The organism is Bartonella gliris (assembly GCF_045277155.1).
Classification (GTDB): Bacteria; Pseudomonadota; Alphaproteobacteria; order Rhizobiales; family Rhizobiaceae; genus Bartonella; species Bartonella gliris.
Genome location: NZ_CP123962.1, coordinates 681,692 through 699,977 on the forward strand (window position 1 = coordinate 681,692; position 18,286 = coordinate 699,977).

Below are 18,286 nucleotides of genomic sequence, written 5' to 3' on the forward strand. Positions count from 1 at the left end.
TTTAAGCCCTTCTATTGCAATAGATATTGATCAATAAGTCTAACCTCACCAAAACGGACAGTGAGTAATAAAACTGCAGGTTTATCTAAGGTTCTCTTAACTACAGATAAAGTTTCCATATCTCGTAAATCTATTGATTCAATAATCGCCCGCGATTCACGTTGTAAAATATTACGAACAATTTTACATAATTTATCAACTGACCGTTCCCCTTGGTGATAAAGCCTTTCTGCAGCTTTACCGCTTTCGGGAATAATTTTTGCCGCTTTACGATCTTCTAATGTTAAAAGCTGATTACGTGAAGAGCTTGCTACACCATCTGCATCACGTAAAATAGGCACACCAACAATTTCAACAGGAAAAGCTAAATCCTCAACCATACGACGAATAATCAAGATTTGTTGAAAATCTTTTTCCCCAAAAAAAGCCTTATCTGGTTGAATAATATTAAAAAGCTTAGCAACAACACTGGTCACACCACAAAAATGTCCCGGACGTAATCTTCCCATCAAAATACGCGATAATTTTTCCACCTTTACAATGGTTTCATTTTTCAGTGGCCACATTTCTTCCACAGAAGGTGCAAAAATATATTCAACACCTACTTTTTTTAATAAAGCACAATCGCCTACTAAATCTCTTGGGTATTTATCAAAATCCTCATTGGGACCAAATTGCTTGGGATTGACAAAAATAGAAACCACTATTCGTTCACACATTGCCCTTGCCTGCTCCACCAATGCAAGATGACCATTATGCAATGCTCCCATGGTCGGCACAAAACCAATAGATCGTCCTAAACGTCGTTCTTCTTTCATAGAGAGACGTACTTCAGCAATTGTTTCTAAAATTTGCATATTTACATTTATCCATTCTCACCAAAATCAACAAATTAATGCTTGCGTACAGAACCGCCGTTCAAACAATTCTATCAAATTAGTGCGAACTGATGGCTGTTTTATGCCCCGTGGCTCCCAAACATGACGCGTTAAAAAAAAATTTGTTAAAATAAAACCATTTTTTATGTCACGAAAATCAACAGGACGACCAGTTCTTTGTACGAGAAATTGTGGTAAACGTAAAAGCTTCTCTCTCCAAGGATACCCAGCCTCCTCACATACAGAACGTCCTGATTTTGGTGACACATAATGAAGCCTTTCCTGACGACCTGTTGCAGCACAACAAGATAAATCAAGACCAAAGCCAAGTTCTTCCAGAAGCCGCATCTCAAAACGCACCAATAATTCAGCGTTCACAAATGGCTCATCAAAATGCTGCATAAAAAGATGTAAAATATCATATAAAATAGGATGAGGATCACGCTCAGGGAGAAAACGTAAATAAAATGCCATTAACTGCAAAGCGTAAAGGGCTTCTGGTAAGAGGATTAATCGCGCAGCATAGTGCTCCAGTGCTTCAATTCTGAAAAGCCCCAAATGTTCGTCTAAGCGCGCCCACCACTCAGCTTGAACAAAATTTCCAGGCTGGAGAAGAGCCGCCATACGACGCGAACGTCCTCCTTTTACTACCCCCATATAACGACCATGCTGACGCGTCATAATTTCAAGAATAACACTTGTTTCGCCATGCTGACGCGTACCAAGAATAATCGCTGTTTCTTTCCATTTCATTTTGTTTTATTTTAAAAAATCTAATCCCATTTGGCGGTAACGTTCTGGATCGGTATCCCAATTATCTCGTACTTTCACAAACAGAAAAAGATGAACCTTCTGATCCATTATTTCCATTAATTCTTTACGCGCCGCTTGACCAATCGCTTTAATTGTATCGCCTTTTGCTCCTAAAACAATTTTTTTCTGGCTATCACGCTCTACGTAAATAACCTGATTAATTTTAACCGAACCATCTGGACGTTCTTGCCAATTTTCTGTTTCGACTGTTGAAGAATAAGGGAGTTCATCATGGAGGCGAAGAAAAAGTTTTTCACGCGTAATCTCAGCAGCAAGCTGACGCATAGGCATATCCGAAATCTGATCTTCTGGATAATACCATGGCCCCTTTTGCATCATTTTACTCAACGTGTGAAGCAAATCCTTACAACCAGAACCATTCAATGCCGAAATCATAAATGTCTGCAAAAACTTGACGCGCTCATTAATTTTTGCGGTTAACGCTAAAAGGGATGATTTAGCAACTGTATCAATCTTATTAAGAACAAGAATCTTATCCTGTCTGGTATTTTTTACAATATCTAACATCATACAAACTTCATCTGACAGACCACTGTGAGCATCAATCAAAACTAACAGAACATCAGCATGCTTAGCACCACTCCAAGCGGCAGATACCATGGCCCGCTCTAAACGCTTGTGGGGACGAAAAACACCTGGTGTGTCAATCAATACAATTTGCGTATCATTATGAATGACAATACCGCGGATTAAAGTTCGCGTCGTTTGCACCTTATGCGTTACAATTGAAACCTTCGTCCCAACTAGCTGGTTAACCAATGTCGACTTACCAGCATTAGGCATCCCAATGAGCACAACAAAACCAGAACGTGTTTTGATAACGTCATTCATGATCATTTTTTTCCATTGTTTCCCATATACCCTCTCGTCGTAAAATTTTTTCAGCTGCTATTCTTTCGGCATATCGTTTAGAGCTACCCTGCCCAATTTCCGGTGCAAAGCCCAAAATACTTACCTCTACTACAAAAACAGGATCATGATCTGGACCAGAACGCTTTATAACCCGATACTGCGGTTGTACACCGCCTTGTATATGCGCCCATTCCTGCAACTCTGTCTTGGCATCACGCCGACCAGCATCCATCTGCTTTGCTCGACTTTGCCAATATCTTCGAATAAAGGGCCGAACGCTCTTTAATCCTCCATCAAGATACATGACAGCAATCAAAGCTTCAATCACATCAGCGTGCATATTCGTAAGCCGACGACCCTTTAAGTTTTTCATCTCAAAACCAACATGGATCATATCAGGCAAATCCATTTCTAGCGCAATATCAGCACATGTCTGCGCATTTACCAAACCGTTCAAACGTACCGACAATTCACCTTCACTGGCTTGTGGAAACAATTGATACAACATTTCCGCAATCAAAAGCCCTAAAACGCGATCACCGAGAAACTCTAATCGTTCATAATTGCCCTGTTCCGAATCATGTACACTAGAATGCGTTAATGCTTTTTTTAATCTCTCTTCATCTTTAAAACGATGCCCCGTTAGTCTTTCAAGCTGATCAATGATTGGACGATTCATCGTTGATCCCCTGCTTGACAAGCGGCAAATCATGAACAGTATTAATAAAAGAAAATAAACGATTCCAACGCACGTCAAATGGCCAACGCCAAATCTGCCAAGCACTTGAACCATTACTGATAGAGAAAAAGATCAAACTTGCTCGGCCAATAAGATTTTCTTCCGGAACATACCCCACATCTAAACGGCTATCATCTGAATTGTCACGGTTATCACCCATCATAAAATAATGCCCCTGAGGAACTTCAAAAACTTTTGTGTCATCAACTTGCGGAATAAAAGCTAAATCAAGTGTATCGTAGCTAACACCGTTAGACATCGTCTCGCGATAGACATTAACAGGGTAGTTGACCTCTGTTATATCAGAATTATCAATCTTTCCCATAAAGTTACGTGAAACAGCCTCATCATTAATATAAAGAACACCTTGACGAACTTGTATACGATCCCCTGGGAGACCAACAACACGTTTTATATAATCAATATCCGGATTACTTGGTAAACGAAAAACCACAACATCTCCACGCTGAGGCTGAGATGCCCAAATACGTCCCGAAAAAAGAGGGGGCGAAAAGGGCATAGAAAAACGAGAATACCCATATGCATACTTAGAAACAAACAGATAATCCCCTACAAGCAAAGTAGGACGCATTGAACCTGAAGGAATACTGAAAGGCTGAAAAAAAAGTGTACGAATAAGTGCTGCTAAAAATAGAGCCTGTATCAAAACAAAAATAAATTCAAAAATTCCGCCTTTTTCTTCTTTTTTATGCATTTTCTCTTTCTGGATCATCACCGACTGCCTTCCCATCACAAATATAACTTTTTTTCATCATAATGTTCAAATAGCAAAAGCACAATCTCCCACAATATCTATCCCCGTGGAAGTGCTTCGATAATAACAAATGCCTGCGCCCAAGGAAAATCATCTGTTATACTGAGATGGATGACAGCATCGTGATGAGGAGGCAATAATTTTTGAAGTTGTATTTGCGCACGGTCTGTTAATTTCATAATCGGTTTGCCGGATGGTAAATTGATTACCCCCATGTCTTTCCAATTTACACCGCAAGCGATTCCCGTACCCAACGCTTTAGCACATGCTTCTTTGGCAGCAAATCTTTTGGCATAAGAAGAAGATTTTTTTTTGAGATTTTCAGATTTATTGCGCTCAATATCCGTGAAAATACGTTGAACAAAACGATCACCATAACGAACCAACATTCTTTCAATGCGTCTTATATCAATCAGATCATTTCCAAGACCAACAATCATAAGATATCATCCGAATTGTCTTGCAAAAAACGCTTTTTTTTTATAACTTTTTGATATCGCTTTTGTTGGAAACGAGCGATTGCTCTGTAAACACCTATGTAAGATAAACTACCGAAAAGAAAACCTAAAAGGGTAGCGCCTAAGATCATTGGCCTCATAACTGTATCCCATGCGCTCTTAAAAAGAACAGGTACATTTGAAAGTGTCAAACCATCAAAGAGAGTGCGAATTTGAGAAAAAGACATCTCATTGGCATTGCTAAAAAGCGATAAACAGAGATAGCCTACCTTATAATCAGCCATAACAATCAGCAAAAATGTGAGTGGGTTAGAAAAAATCGTCCCAATAATCGCTGCTGCAAAATTTCCACGCAAAATCCAAGAAAAAAATAGTGCCAAAATAATATGTAACCCAAAAAAAGGAGAACAGGCTAAAAAAATGCCAATAGCAAACCCTAAAGCTACTTTGTGCGGCGTCGCTGATATACGTAAAATACGTTTACGTATATAGCAAAATGAGCGAGAAAATGAACGACGTGGCCATAACCAAAGCCGAATACGCGTTACAAAATCTATTGGTTCCCGACGACGAAAAAGCATATGACTCTCAAAACATATCTTGTGACAATGAAATAACTCAATATTATTTAAATTACTTGCGCCAAATTTTTGCACAAAAACAAAAAAAGATAAAGAAAATTAAATATTTCGACTTCCTGGTTTGACCGCTGGAAGCGCAGCAAGTTCAACAGGGAGAGCATCACTCGCATAAGATACTATCTCGTATTCAGCAAGTGCAATCAACGGAACTCCGACATCAACCTTACCACCAGAACGATCAAGAATACACGCACTTGCCAGCACATCTGCTCCTGCTGTCACCAGAGCCTCAACTGTCTCACGAATGGAAAGACCTGTTGTCACAATATCTTCAACAATCACAACTCGTGCGCCTTTCTTGATTTCAAAACGACGCAATTCAAATACGCCATTTACACGCTCTACCCAAAGAGAAGGAATACCAAGATGGCGTGAAGTTTCATACGAAGGAATAAGACCACCAATCGCGGGACCAACCACATAATCAATTTTTCCTTCGACTGATTTTTTGATTTTTTGAGCCAATCCACAACACAACTTTTCTGTCAAGTCAGCATGCATGAATACTTTCGCCTTCTGCATATAAGTAGCACTATGACGACCTGATGTTAAAATAAAATGCCCTTCCAGAATAGCATCTGCTTGTTTAAAAATATCAATCACATCTTGTGTATTCATCGCAAAATCTCTCTTTTTATCCATGAACCCGCCGTACTGTACTAACAGAACCTGCCTCTTTTAACTGAGAAAAAATACGATTCAAATGTTTTAAATCCCAAACTTCCAAATCAATCATAATTTCTGTGAAATCTGGTGCTGAACGGATAAAAGACAAATTTTGGATATTGGCATCGTTTGCAGAAATTACTTGCGTAATTTCTGCCAAAGAACCAGGACTATTAACAGCCAAAATATTAATCCGAGCAGGAAAACGTTCACTCATTTGGGCATCAATATCCCAGCGGACATCAATCCACCGTTCTGGCTGATCATCATATGCCATCAAAGCAGAAGACTGTATCGGATAAATAACAATCCCCGCACCTGGTTGCATAATGCCAACAATCCGATCTCCCGGCACAGCCCCTTCAGGAGAAAACCGTACGGGAATATCTCCACGGGTTCCTCGAATAGGTAATGCTTTGGATTGATATTTCTCCTCTGAAACTGCACCCTTTTCATTTTCTGGAACTTTAAAAATCATCCCTTGCGCATTTTCAATGTTGAACCAACCTTCTTCCCCAGGCCTAAAAGACGACTTCTGCACCACACGATGATCTTGATAATCAGGATAAACCGCTTTAATCACATCGCTAGAGGGCAATTCACCACGCCCAACAGCTGCCAATACGTCCTCTACATCTTTGCGTGCTAAACGTGGCAAAACTTGCTTAAGAACATCTTTTGAAAATTGTTTTCCCATATATTCAAACGAACGCTCAAGAATACGATATCCTAGACCCGAATATTGCTTACGTACCGCTGCACGGGTTGCTCGACGAATTGCTGAACGTGCTTTCCCGGTTACGACAAGAAATTCCCACGCCGCCGGTGGAACTTGAGCTTGTGAACGTATAATATCAACTTCATCACCATTTTTTAATTTGGTCATTAAAGGCATAATGCGACCATTGATTTTTACTCCTACACAAGAATCACCAATGTCGGTATGGACTGCATAAGCAAAATCAATAGGTGTGGCTCCTTTGGGAAAGGCAATCAACCGGCCTTTCGGAGTAAAACAGAAAACTTGATCTTGAAAAAGCTCAAGCTTTGTGTGTTCTAAAAACTCTTCCGGATTATCTCCATCTGACAAAGATTGAATCGTTTGACGCAACCATGCATACGCATTTGTCTCGTTTGATAACCTCGAAGCTGAATAATTGGAACCTTGATCTTTATAAATGGAATGTGCAGCAACGCCATATTCAGCAATCTCATCCATAGCAGCAGTTCTAATCTGTAGTTCAACACGTTGTCTTGAAGGCCCGACAATCGTTGTATGAATGGAACGATAATCATTCTGCTTTGGTATCGAAATATAATCTTTAAAACGACCAGGTACCATTGGCCACGTCGTATGAATAACACCAAGAGCACGATAACAGTCATTCACTGTTTCAACAATCACGCGAAATCCAAAAATATCCGATAATTGTTCAAAAGAGAGTGCTTTACTTTCCATTTTACGAAAAACGGAATAAGATTTTTTCTGACGGCTTTTAACATCTGCTTTAATGCCATGCTTGAGAAAAAGTTTTGTCAATTCATTTTCAATTGTGGAAAGCAAATCACGATTGCGTTTTGATAATTCAGAAAGGCGATTGGTAATCGTACGATAACCTTCTGGATTTAAATAAAAGAAAGAGAGATCTTCTAATTCTTCGCGCATATCCTGCATACCCATGCGACCAGCAAGCGGCGCATAAATATCCATTGTCTCCTCAGCAATTCGCCGACGCTTATCATCACGCATAACACTAAGGGTACGCATGTTATGAAGACGATCGGCAAGTTTGACTAAAAGAACACGGACATCTTCAGAAATAGCGATAAGAAGCTTACGAAGATTCTCTGCCTGTACCGCCTTCTTCGATACAAGATCAAGCTTATTAAGCTTTGTAAGCCCTTCAACCAACTTACCAATTTCAGATCCGAAAAGTTGATCAATTTCTGCTCGTGTAGCGCTTGTATCTTCAATCGTATCATGCAAAAGAGCAACAGCAATTGTTGCTTCATCTAACCGCATATCCGTCAAAATAGCGGCAACTTCTAAAGGGTGAGAAAAATAAAGATCACCTGAAGCACGCTTCTGATGACCATGCTTACGCATTGCATAATCGTAGGCTTTATTTAACAAAGCCTCATCCACGTCAGACTTGTAACGTTGAACACGCCCAACAAGTTCACACTGACGCATCATACGAGCATATCCTTTATCTTTTTACAACCTAACCCTTATAAAAAAGACAAGAACAACAACCGCCACTGCATGACAACGCATATCCGTTACTGCAATATAAATCGCTGCAATTAGTAATCGTCGCTTTTCTCCGGCACAACCAAACCTTCAATACCTGCTAAAAGATCTTCCTCCGACATATAATCGAACGAACAGCCCTCTTCTTCCGATGATGTACCAAAAACACTTTCAGCTTCACCTGAATGAGAAATAAATTCATTTGCAATTTCTGGCTCATCCACTTCCACGTACTTTTGCAACGAATGAATAAGATCTTCCTTCAAATCAGCAGGAGACAAAGTTTCTTCTGCTATTTCACGCAAAGCAACAACGGGATTTTTATCATTATCACGATCAACTGTAATCTGTGCGCCCTGTGAAATCTGACGGGCCCGATGTCCCGCTAAAAGCACCAACTCAAAGCGATTATCGACTTTATCAATACAATCTTCTACCGTTACGCGGGCCATTTATGCCTCTTTCTTAAAGATTTAAAAATTTCATAGTGGGTGTGAAGTATATACAATAATCAAAATAAAACACAAGAAAAACAACACACCCTTTAATATTTTTTTCTCAAAAAGCTTATTGAAGAAAATTCTTGGAAACTTTATAAAAAGCGCATAATCTATTCAAACCAACTATCAATACCGCTCTAAAATAAAAGTATCTAAGAATACCGGATCAAACAAAAAAACACATTCATTTGAAAAAATTATTCTTTCACTGGAAACACTCTCCTTTAAAAGATTATCAACCATTTCAAATGATTAAAAATCTTGTGCAATAACAACAGTCTAACGCATACTATTTATGCTATATATTCATAAAATAAAAGATTTTATCCTATGAAACACCGCATTCAATAACAACTCCTTTATCGAATAAATCACTAAAAGGTTGTCTCTATCTTTGCACAATAATCGGCAATGATTTTATGTCAAACTATGTTATAAAGGGCTCGTTTGTATTCATCATAGGTTGTTTACAAAGACATGATCCATCATATACCCTGCAAACAATTTACAGATATCCCATACATAACTCAAAAAAAATTTTATAAAAAATGATTGATTTCCGTTGCCATGAATAACCAATCAACGTCGCTTTGCCCAGAACCACCGCAAAATTGCAATTTATGCCCCCGCTTACACAAGTTCATCGCCGACTGGCGTATAAAAGAACCGAGCTGGTATAACGCACCAGTGCGCCCATTCTTTCCCTATAAAGGCGCAGACACAACACGCCTTCTCATTGTCGGTCTCGCTCCTGGATTACGGGGAGCAAATCGAACTGGACGCCCATTCACTGGTGATTATGCTGGGCACTTACTTTATTCTACTTTAAAAAAGTTTGGTTTTGCCCAAGGCACCTTCGAAGAAAGAGCAGACGACGATCTTGAACTGATCGATACAGCAATTGTTAACTCAGTTCGTTGTGTTCCACCAGAAAATAAACCCTCTGGCACAGAAATAAACACTTGCCGATATTTCTTTTCGCCCCTTTTGACAAATCTTCCCCAACTTAAAGCTGTCATTACCCTTGGCACCATTGCGCATCATTCAACCATACGCGCTCTCAATGCAAAAATTTTAGCACACCCTTTCGGACACGGAGAAATAAATAACATCGGTAGATTACGCATCTTTTCAAGCTATCACTGTTCGCGCTATAATACCAACACGGGCCGCTTAACAGATGCTATGTTCCATCAGATTTTCGAAGCTGCAAAAACATATCTAGATCAATGCTAAAATTTTTTCAGTAGCGCTATAAATAAAGATATACAAACCAATTCTGTTATCCATATCTTTTTAAAAGCCGTGCTTTTTCACGCCCCCAATCACGTTTCTTTTCCGTCTCGCGCTTATCATGAAGCTTTTTCCCACGTGCTAAAGCAATTTCCAATTTAGCACGCCCTCTTTCATTAAAATAAAGTTTAAGAGGAACAAGTGTCATTCCTTCACGAGAAGTTGCGTTAAAAAAACGCGCCATTTCACGTTTTGAAATTAATAATTTACGCAAACGGCGCGGCTCATGATTAAAACGGTTAGCCTGCGTATATTCGGGAATATAGCTGTTAACTAACCATAACTCCCCATTTTCAAAGCTGGCATAACTTTCGGCAATATTTGCATGATTGGAACGTAAAGACTTCACTTCTGCCCCTTGAAGGACAAGGCCAGCCTCAAGATTATCGAGAATTTCATAATTAAAACGGGCTTTACGATTATCCGCAATTATTTTCCGAACTGGTGCGTTCCTTTTTTTGTTCATGGCTACATCAATGTTACTTATTCTTTAAGAAGACCAGCATGGTGCAGGGCCGCATCAATAATCTTCTTCGTGGTATCCGCTAATGAAATAATCGGTGAACGAACAGTATTACCACAAAGTCCCAATTTTGCAGCAGCATATTTAATACCTGCAGGGCTTGGCTCAATAAACACTGCACGATTGAGAGGCATCAGAAGATCATTTAATTTTAGTGCTGTTTTATAATCACCACGAAAACAAGCAGCATGAAGCTCTGCACAAAGTTTTGGAGCAACATTGGACGAAACCGAAATACAACCCGTACCTCCATGTGCATTAAAACCTAATGCTGTACAATCATCACCGGAAAGCTGTACAAAATCCTTTCCACATTTTTCACGTTGTTCACTGACACGTTCAATTTTGCTCGTTGCATCCTTCACACCAATGATATTTTTAAAATCTTGGCAAAGGTCTCGCATAGTCTCCACAGCCATATCAATAACAGAACGACCGGGAATATTATAAATTATGATAGGTATAGAAATAGCTTTCGCAATAGAAGAAAAATGCGTATATAGTCCTCTCTGATTAGGTCGGTTATAATATGGAGTCACAACCAAGACTGCATCTGCACCTGCTTTTTCTGCATGCTGTGCAAGCTCTATAGCCTCACTTGTACTATTTGACCCTGCTCCAGCAACAACAGGAACACGTTTAGCAACCTGCTCAACACATAATTCTATAATCCGCTTATGCTCTTCATGACTTAAAGTTGGTGATTCACCTGTTGTACCAACAGGACTGACGCCATTAATACCTTGTGTAATCTGCCACTCAACAAAATTGCAAAATGCTTTCTCATCAATAGCGCCATTATCATCAAACGGGGTGATAAGCGCGGTCACGGCTCCCTTGAGCATGATAAACTCCCTGTAATGTTCGCTTTTATTTTTTTAATCGCCTTTGTAAATTATCAGCAATAGAGCATAGTCGTGCTCTCTCATTGAAGCAAGATGAATTTCACACAAGCTCTCTTAAGATTAGCATGTATCTCTTTCAATTCCTAACGTTCCCTTAAAGGATCAGCCATATATTAACCCGTTTTTCACGCTTTTATTTTAGAAATTCTTGAGTGTTTGCAAAAAGCAAGGTCTTAAGGTCTTTTCTCTATGCGTGTATTTCCCGCCTCTCTTTTCGTATCAACCTTTACTACATTTATATTGACAGAAACAATTTTATTTTCAAATGCATGTGCAAAAACACCTCTTTTGCACGGAAAAGCACCAATCCCTTTGGTTCGCCCTACGCCCTTTTTCACGAAAAAAGAAGCTAAGAAACCTCTTAAACAATTTCATATGACAACGAACAGCCTTTCTACACCTAGTAATCATCCTACACTCAAGCAACTTAAAGCTGGCCTCGACGCACTTTCAAACAACAATATTGCAAAAACAATCAGCCTTCGTAATTCAATGGAAAAGAATAGTCTTGATCGCCATATTTTGACATGGGCGATCGGTATATCAAGCAAAGCCAATATCCCAAGCGCTGAAATATTCCATGCAATCAATGAGCTAAAAGGATGGCCAGGCATAGCCATTATACAACGCAATGCTGAGCGTGCTTTTATCACTGAAACCAATTTCGCACAGGCAATAATCCAAAAATTTGCTCATCATTCCCCCCACACAGCACAAGGTATGGCTATATTTGCTAAAGCACTTATCGCAACTGGACAAACCACTCGTGCTCGACAAATTATCGCGCCATGGTGGTATAAAACCAAGCTTAATGCACAAGAGGAAGAGTTTGTTCTTAAAAATGCAGGCGCTGCGTTAAAGCCTATTGATCATCTAAAACGCATGCAATTTATGCTTTACACACATCGGTTCGATTCAGCTGAGCGCGTTGCAAAATTAGCCCATGCTCAACCTCTTTTTAATGCGTTTGTTGCCGTCGAAAAAAATGATCCTAAAGCCATACAAAAATTACGCGCTGTGAAACAATTATGGAAAAAAGATCCTCTCTTACAATTTGCCCAAATTCGCCATCTTCGGCGAACTGAACAATATAGTGCAGCCGCAACACTCATGATGAGCACATCAAGAGATGCATTAAGTCTTATGAATCCTGATGCATTGTGGAAAGAACGACGCGCCCTTTCTCGCGAAATGCTCGATTTAAACAAACCTAAAATTGCTTATCAACTCGTCGCAACACATACTGGAATGACACCTTCATTGGCAGTTGATGCTGAATTTCATGCAGGATGGTATGCACTACGGTTTCTTCATAATCCTCAATTGGCAATGCACCATTTTTCACGTATTCCTCAATTATCTTCTGCACCTCTTTCCACATCTCGTGGATACTATTGGATGGGACGAACAGCAGAAATTCTAGGTAAACATAAAAATGCCCAGCATTATTTTCATCGCGCAGCCCATTTTAGTGCAACTTATTATGGTCAATTAGCAGCTTCACGGCTTAATCAAAAGAAACTCGAATTCTCCTTTCCTAAACCAACAACCGCTGAGCGACAACATTTTAGCGCACGAAAAGCCATTAAAGCACTTCAACGTCTTGAAGCCGCCGGCTATGCTGATTTTGCTAAAATTTTTTATAGAGAACTCGGAGAAAAAATAGAAAGCCCCGGTGAATTAGCACTGCTTGCTGTTATGGCAGAAAAAAATGGTGACTATTATACCAGCCTTAAAATCGGAAAAACTGCTGTTTTTCAGGGTAAAAATGTCGGTGCACTTTCCCACCCTCTCGGTGCTATACCAGACTCTGCCAATATTTCTAATGCAGGGCAAGCACTTGTCTATGCCATTGCGCGCCAAGAAAGCGAATTTAATCCGAAAGCCATATCAAAAGCAGGCGCACAAGGTATACTGCAATTGCTGCCTACGACAGCAAGAGCACTTGCGAAGAAGTATTCGATTGCCTGGTCACCGAAAAAATTCAGCAGTGATGCCAGTTATAATGCTACTTTAGGTGCCCACTTTCTGAGCGAACAGTTGGAACGTTTTGACGGATCCTACATATTGACTCTTATCGCTTATAATGCAGGCTCCCGCCGTGTTGACGAATGGATAAAACGTTATGGCGACCCTCGAGGTCAATCTCTCGATAAAGTCATCGATTGGATTGAGCGCATCCCCTATACAGAAACGCGTAATTACGTTATGCGGGTCATGGAAAATTATCAGGTTTACAAAGCGAGACTTACTGGAACCACAGACATAAAAACCGACCTTGTTTCCGGACGATGGAAACAAAACAATCTTACCCATTGAAGAAATAATTTATTCTGCCTCCTCGGTCATAAACCACAGCACTATAACAAACATAAAAATAAATAGTGTAGAAATTAAGCTGAAAAATTGTGCAAAAATCAGCTAAATATTAAGGACACTCTGATAATTTGGTTAACCTTTGATGCAGGAGGCGGAGGAAAAGTCCCAACACGTTGAAGTGCTGCCATAGCTAATCGATCAAGTTCTGGATCACCAGCAGAGACTACGACACGGCTAGAAAAAATACTTCCCTGCTCATGCACCCTAAATTCTAATTTCACTGTTCCTTTTGCACGACTGGTACGCTGTCCCACAACATATTTTTTTTGCCTTTCTAATTGCGCTTGTACCTTTGCCAACCATTCCACCAACAATGCACCCTCAAGTGCAGCTGCATTACTACCCTGTCTAGTGGTAGACGCACGCGCCGTCTTTACAGCGGAATGCTTTACTACGCTCTTTAGTATCGGTATCGCTATTTTTACGAGTGTTTTATGCTCCACTCTTTGAGGAAGAGATTCTTCTAAAGGCCTGTGAATAGTAAAATCATCTTTTTCTACAATATTATGCTGAGACTCTTCCGATTGAACTTCATCCACTGTTTTCAATATCTCTGCCTCTTGTTCTAAAAGGTCAGGCTGCAATATTTCTGGCTCTGTGCTAACATTTGATAAATCTGTATCAATATCCGGTAAATCTAGGTCGGCATCCGAATATACAGCCTCTTGCACAAAAGTTAGCATAATCGCTGACGAAGACGTGCCATTACTTACACCAGTACCTTGAAAATAAAACCGTGCTCCCAATGCTATATGCAAAAAGGAAGCGCAAATAAACGCACCAACCCAAAGAATTAATAACCGCCTCATACTTACAAAATTCATAGTTTCTTCCGCCGCTATTCTAAGCTTAATATTGGTGTTCAAGTGCATTAAAACAGGCTATTTTGAAATTGCAACTTTTTTCTTGACTGATTTTGTCATGTTTAATATGGTTTCTCTGTGGTTTTATGCTAAAATCAAATCACTTTTGCTTGGCTGACGAATTTTGATCAGTGATTCAAGTATTTTTATATGTAATGTTAAAGTTTCAAATTCTATGTAATGTTAAAGTTTCAAGACAGAGAGGGGATGTTTAATAAAGGTTATGATGTGTTATGCAAATAAGACGAAAAAATATCTATAAAAGTTGTGTGATTTTAAGTGCTCTATCGGTCTGTATACCTTCATTTGTTTTTGCGCAAAACAATGAGAGAGGAGCTATCACTGAGCTCAAACCGATTGTTATTAAAGCGAAAAAAATAGAGGATGCTTTGGGTTCAATAACCATTTTGACCAATCGTACAACCGCTAAGGATATTGCTGAAAAACAAATAAGTGATGTTCATGATATTAATCGTCTTGATCCATCCATAGCCTATAATGCGGAAAAGAACAGTTTTGCAATTCGTGGTTTAGATGCAGACCGTGTTCTCACAACAATGGATGGCATTGTTCTTCCATGGCTTAATGATATATTGCGTGAAAACAGTGGGAATACAACGTTTGACTTTAGCGCTCTTTCCACATTTGATATTATTCAAGGATCGGATTCTAGTCTTTATGGCTCTGGTGCACTAGGAGGGGTCGTTGCTTTGCGTACCCTTAATCCTGAAGACCTGATCACTGAAGAAAAGAATTGGGGTAGTCTTATAAAAGGTGGTTATCATTCTGTTGATAACAGTTGGCGTATAGATCAAGCTTTTGCCGTGCGTGTTCAACAAACATTTTTGCTCTTCCAAGGATCCCACATGGAAGGTAATGAGCGCAAAAATATGGGAACCATAGGGGGATATCATGATGAACGTACGCGTAAGAATCCCGCTCATTTTGACCAGAAAAATTTGCTTTTTAAAGTTCATCAATATCTTAATGACAATCACCGTTTTGGCTTTACAGCAGAACGCTTTGATTATAGAAAAAATACGCATTTATTAAATATGAGCGAAAGGTACTCTCCAGGTTCCGTTTATGATCAAGACAATAAACGCCGTGAACGTCTTTCTCTTTCTTATGACTATAACGGCGACGGAGATGCGCTTTTTGATGCGTTTCACGGGCAAATTTATTGGCTAAAGCAATCAAATAATGATATTATGAGTGGATTTCGTGTTAGGGCGCCAAAAGGGGATTATTTGAGAGATAACCTTGTACGCTATACCAATTATGGTTTAAATGCTCACGCTCTCAAAAAAGTGAATATTGGCACTGTAAGCCATACATTAAAGCTTACCACTAATGTTTTGTCATCTCAATTTCATCATTATTTGTTAGGTAAAGATAATTGTCATTTGAAAGAAAATGCACGGGGGTGCCTCTTTGTGCCTGCTAATCGATCAGATTCACCGGATGCAAATAGCTACAGTTTTGGTTTGGCTTTTGAAAATGAAATGGGCTTTGCTCATAATCGTTTCCGTGTAACACCTGGAGTTCGTTACGATTGGTATAAGCATATCCCTCAAAAAACTGCCTCTTATGAGAAAGCACTGATTTCTGACAAATTCCCTCCAGAAAGAAATGGTTCACATTTCTCTTCTAAACTACGTATGGAGTGGGATATTCGCAATCAAATGACGCTTTATGCTCAATGGGCGCAAGCTTTTCGTGCACCACGTGTTTCAGAACTTTACGTCTCTTATATCAAACCCTCTGCTTATTATGTGAAAGGAAACCCTGATCTTAAAGCAGAAACGAGCAATGGATATGATGTTGGCGTAAAATACGGAGATAAAAGCTTCGGTGGTTCACTCAATGCCTTTGTCAATCAATATAAAGACTTCATAGATACCATAGATAAAGGACCATCAGAAGAATTCCGGTTGGCACGTCGGCATTATATGAATCGTTCGAATGTGCGTATTTCTGGTGTGGAAGCAAGGGTGCATTGGAATCTTAATAATGGTTTCCATAGCAATTTTGCCCTTGCCTATTCACAAGGAAAAGACCTCGATAAAAATGAATATCTTAGCTCAATTCCAGCTTTGAAAGCGGTTATCGGAGTGGGATATGCAACAGAAACTTGGGGTGCAGATGTCGTGCTTACCTCATCTGCCAAACGTGATGAAGTTGCTAAGGATTCTGATTATCAAAAGATTCCTGGATACAAGGTCGTTGATGTATCAGGTTGGTTCAAACCATTCGGCGAAAAAGGCCTTGTTGTGAGAGCGGGTGTTTATAATCTGTTCAATGAAAAATATTGGAATGTATCGGATCTTCCTTCCGGTAAAAGTACAACACCAAAGGATTATTACAGTCAACCTGGTCGTAACTTTAAGGTGTCGTTTGTGCAAAAGTTTTAATCACTTCCGTTAACCGGTAGATCAATTGAAAGGTTATATTGATAAAAGAATAAGCCATTGTGTTTTTAGTGTTTTTTGAACTACACAATGTAAAATAAAAACTTTAACTGTCTTTGATTTATCAGTTTTGGGTTGCTCTGCTGTTGATAATAGGACCTTATTTGTGGTGGGTTGAGCCATTCGTTGAAAATGGTTCAACCTATTTCAGAAAAATTGTAAAATTAAGTTAACCCTCAATACGTAACAGAAAGAAAGTCCATGTCATACACAGCCGAGATGATTATCCGTTTGCATGAAGAAAAAAAAGAGATGCGTAATCGTGATTTTGCGGTCTCTATTGGCATATCTGAAGCAGAACTTATTGCGGCCTATTGTACAGTCGGAAAAGCAAAAAGATTAAAGGCTGATATTGCCACACTTCTAGAAAATGCTCCTAAACTTGAAACAGTTATGGCATTGACACGCAATGAACATGCTGTTCATGAAATAACAGGGCGTTTTGAAGAGATTGTGCAAAGCCAACATGTTCCTATGACTCTCGGTGAAATTGACTTGCGTATTTTTCCTAAACAATGGAAATTTGGTTTTGAGTATGATATGATTATTCTTGGGAAACCTACGAAAAGTCTACAATTTTTTGATCAGTATGGTGTTGCTATCTTGAAAGTCTATTCTAAAGATACAACAAATACGGAGGAATGGAATGGGCTTGTTGAAAAATTGCTTCATGAAGATCAATCACCTGTTCTTGATATTCTTCCTGCTCCTACCCCAATCCAATATGACACAACAAAGCTTGATGTTGAGGAATTCCGTAATCGTTGGCGGCAAATGACTGATGTGCATCAGCTTCACGGGATTATTACTGAATTTAAAATTAATCGACATGATGCTGTAAAATATGCTGGGAATGAATTTGCTAACGCATTAAAAACAGAAGCTATTGAAATTATGCTCACCCAAGTCGCGCAACAGGAAATACCAATTATGTGCTTTGTTGGCAACAAAGGATGTATCCAAATTTTCAGTGGGCAAGTAAAAAATATTAAGCAAATGGGAACTTGGCTTAATGTTCTCGATCAAAAATTTCACCTGCATTTATTAGTTTCCGAGGTCAACAATGTATGGCATGTTCGTAAACCTACGAATGATGGTTATGTCAGTTCACTTGAAGTTTTCGATAAAAATGGTGAGATGATTATTCAATTCTTTGGCTTGCGAAAGGAAGGGCAAAAAGAACGTGAAGATTGGCGTTCTTTATTGGATAGTTTGCCCCCAAACAGAGAAAAAACAACAAGTTAGAAAGGCAAAA

General features: G+C 39.3%; 17 protein-coding genes. 4 read left to right on the plus strand and 13 right to left on the minus strand.

What is annotated here, in order from left to right; translation table 11 throughout:
• Window positions 1-11: 11 nt before the first annotated feature.
• From panC to rpoZ, 10 genes are all read right to left on the minus strand, one after another.
• Complete coding sequence (panC, locus tag QHG54_RS03040) at window positions 12-857, minus strand: pantoate--beta-alanine ligase (RefSeq protein WP_317993025.1); 846 nt, start codon at window positions 855-857, stop codon at window positions 12-14.
• Window positions 858-884: 27 nt separating this feature from the next.
• A complete protein-coding gene (recO, locus tag QHG54_RS03045) occupies window positions 885-1,631 on the minus strand; it encodes a DNA repair protein RecO (RefSeq protein WP_317993024.1) in 747 nt (248 codons plus the stop codon).
• A 6-nt stretch (window positions 1,632-1,637) separates the two neighbouring features.
• Window positions 1,638-2,543 carry a GTPase Era gene (gene era / locus QHG54_RS03050; protein WP_317993023.1) on the minus strand — a complete coding sequence of 302 codons (906 nt, stop codon included), beginning with the start codon at window positions 2,541-2,543 and terminating at the stop codon, window positions 1,638-1,640.
• Window positions 2,536-3,243, minus strand: a complete 708-nt coding sequence (gene rnc / locus QHG54_RS03055) for a ribonuclease III (protein ID WP_317993022.1) — start codon at window positions 3,241-3,243, stop codon at window positions 2,536-2,538. The genes era and rnc overlap by 8 nt, the downstream gene beginning before the upstream one ends.
• Window positions 3,224-4,036: a signal peptidase I gene (lepB, locus tag QHG54_RS03060; RefSeq protein ID WP_317993021.1), complete on the minus strand. Its 813-nt coding sequence runs from the start codon at window positions 4,034-4,036 to the stop codon at window positions 3,224-3,226. The genes rnc and lepB overlap by 20 nt, the downstream gene beginning before the upstream one ends.
• An 80-nt stretch (window positions 4,037-4,116) precedes the next feature.
• Window positions 4,117-4,518 carry a holo-ACP synthase gene (gene acpS, locus QHG54_RS03065; RefSeq protein ID WP_317993020.1) on the minus strand — a complete coding sequence of 134 codons (402 nt, stop codon included), beginning with the start codon at window positions 4,516-4,518 and terminating at the stop codon, window positions 4,117-4,119.
• Window positions 4,515-5,117, minus strand: coding sequence for a DUF2062 domain-containing protein (locus QHG54_RS03070; protein WP_317993019.1), 603 nt, complete (start codon window positions 5,115-5,117; stop codon window positions 4,515-4,517). Before QHG54_RS03070 ends, acpS begins: the two co-directional genes overlap by 4 nt.
• Window positions 5,118-5,216: 99 nt before the next feature.
• Window positions 5,217-5,795 carry an orotate phosphoribosyltransferase gene (pyrE, locus tag QHG54_RS03075; protein WP_317993018.1) on the minus strand — a complete coding sequence of 193 codons (579 nt, stop codon included), beginning with the start codon at window positions 5,793-5,795 and terminating at the stop codon, window positions 5,217-5,219.
• Between the two features lie 16 nt (window positions 5,796-5,811).
• Window positions 5,812-8,040, minus strand: a complete 2,229-nt coding sequence (locus QHG54_RS03080) for a bifunctional (p)ppGpp synthetase/guanosine-3',5'-bis(diphosphate) 3'-pyrophosphohydrolase (RefSeq protein WP_317993017.1) — start codon at window positions 8,038-8,040, stop codon at window positions 5,812-5,814.
• 110 nt (window positions 8,041-8,150) lie between these two features.
• Window positions 8,151-8,549, minus strand: a complete 399-nt coding sequence (gene rpoZ, locus QHG54_RS03085) for a DNA-directed RNA polymerase subunit omega (RefSeq protein WP_317993016.1) — start codon at window positions 8,547-8,549, stop codon at window positions 8,151-8,153.
• Window positions 8,550-9,164: 615 nt separating this feature from the next.
• Between rpoZ and QHG54_RS03090 the strand changes: the two genes are divergently transcribed.
• Complete coding sequence (locus tag QHG54_RS03090) at window positions 9,165-9,833, plus strand: uracil-DNA glycosylase (RefSeq protein WP_406604418.1); 669 nt, start codon at window positions 9,165-9,167, stop codon at window positions 9,831-9,833.
• Between the two features lie 46 nt (window positions 9,834-9,879).
• On the opposite strand, the gene smpB is transcribed toward QHG54_RS03090, so the two are convergent.
• Both smpB and dapA read right to left on the minus strand, forming a co-directional pair.
• Entirely contained in the window at window positions 9,880-10,356 is a 477-nt protein-coding gene (smpB, locus tag QHG54_RS03095) for an SsrA-binding protein SmpB (protein WP_317993014.1), read from the minus strand.
• 17 nt (window positions 10,357-10,373) lie between these two features.
• Window positions 10,374-11,258, minus strand: a complete 885-nt coding sequence (gene dapA / locus QHG54_RS03100) for a 4-hydroxy-tetrahydrodipicolinate synthase (protein ID WP_317993013.1) — start codon at window positions 11,256-11,258, stop codon at window positions 10,374-10,376.
• A gap of 249 nt (window positions 11,259-11,507) precedes the next feature.
• Between dapA and QHG54_RS03105 the strand changes: the two genes are divergently transcribed.
• Window positions 11,508-13,637, plus strand: a complete 2,130-nt coding sequence (locus tag QHG54_RS03105) for a lytic transglycosylase domain-containing protein (protein WP_317993012.1) — start codon at window positions 11,508-11,510, stop codon at window positions 13,635-13,637.
• 98 nt (window positions 13,638-13,735) lie between these two features.
• On the opposite strand, the gene QHG54_RS03110 is transcribed toward QHG54_RS03105, so the two are convergent.
• Window positions 13,736-14,521, minus strand: coding sequence for an energy transducer TonB (locus QHG54_RS03110; RefSeq protein ID WP_406604419.1), 786 nt, complete (start codon window positions 14,519-14,521; stop codon window positions 13,736-13,738).
• Between the two features lie 272 nt (window positions 14,522-14,793).
• Here QHG54_RS03110 and QHG54_RS03115 point away from each other — a divergent pair, with 272 nt between their 5' ends.
• A complete protein-coding gene (locus QHG54_RS03115) occupies window positions 14,794-16,974 on the plus strand; it encodes a TonB-dependent hemoglobin/transferrin/lactoferrin family receptor (protein WP_406604420.1) in 2,181 nt (726 codons plus the stop codon).
• Window positions 16,975-17,232: 258 nt separating this feature from the next.
• Window positions 17,233-18,276 (plus strand): hemin-degrading factor, encoded by a 1,044-nt coding sequence (locus QHG54_RS03120; RefSeq protein WP_406604421.1) that lies wholly within the window; start codon window positions 17,233-17,235, stop codon window positions 18,274-18,276.
• Window positions 18,277-18,286: the final 10 nt, after the last annotated feature.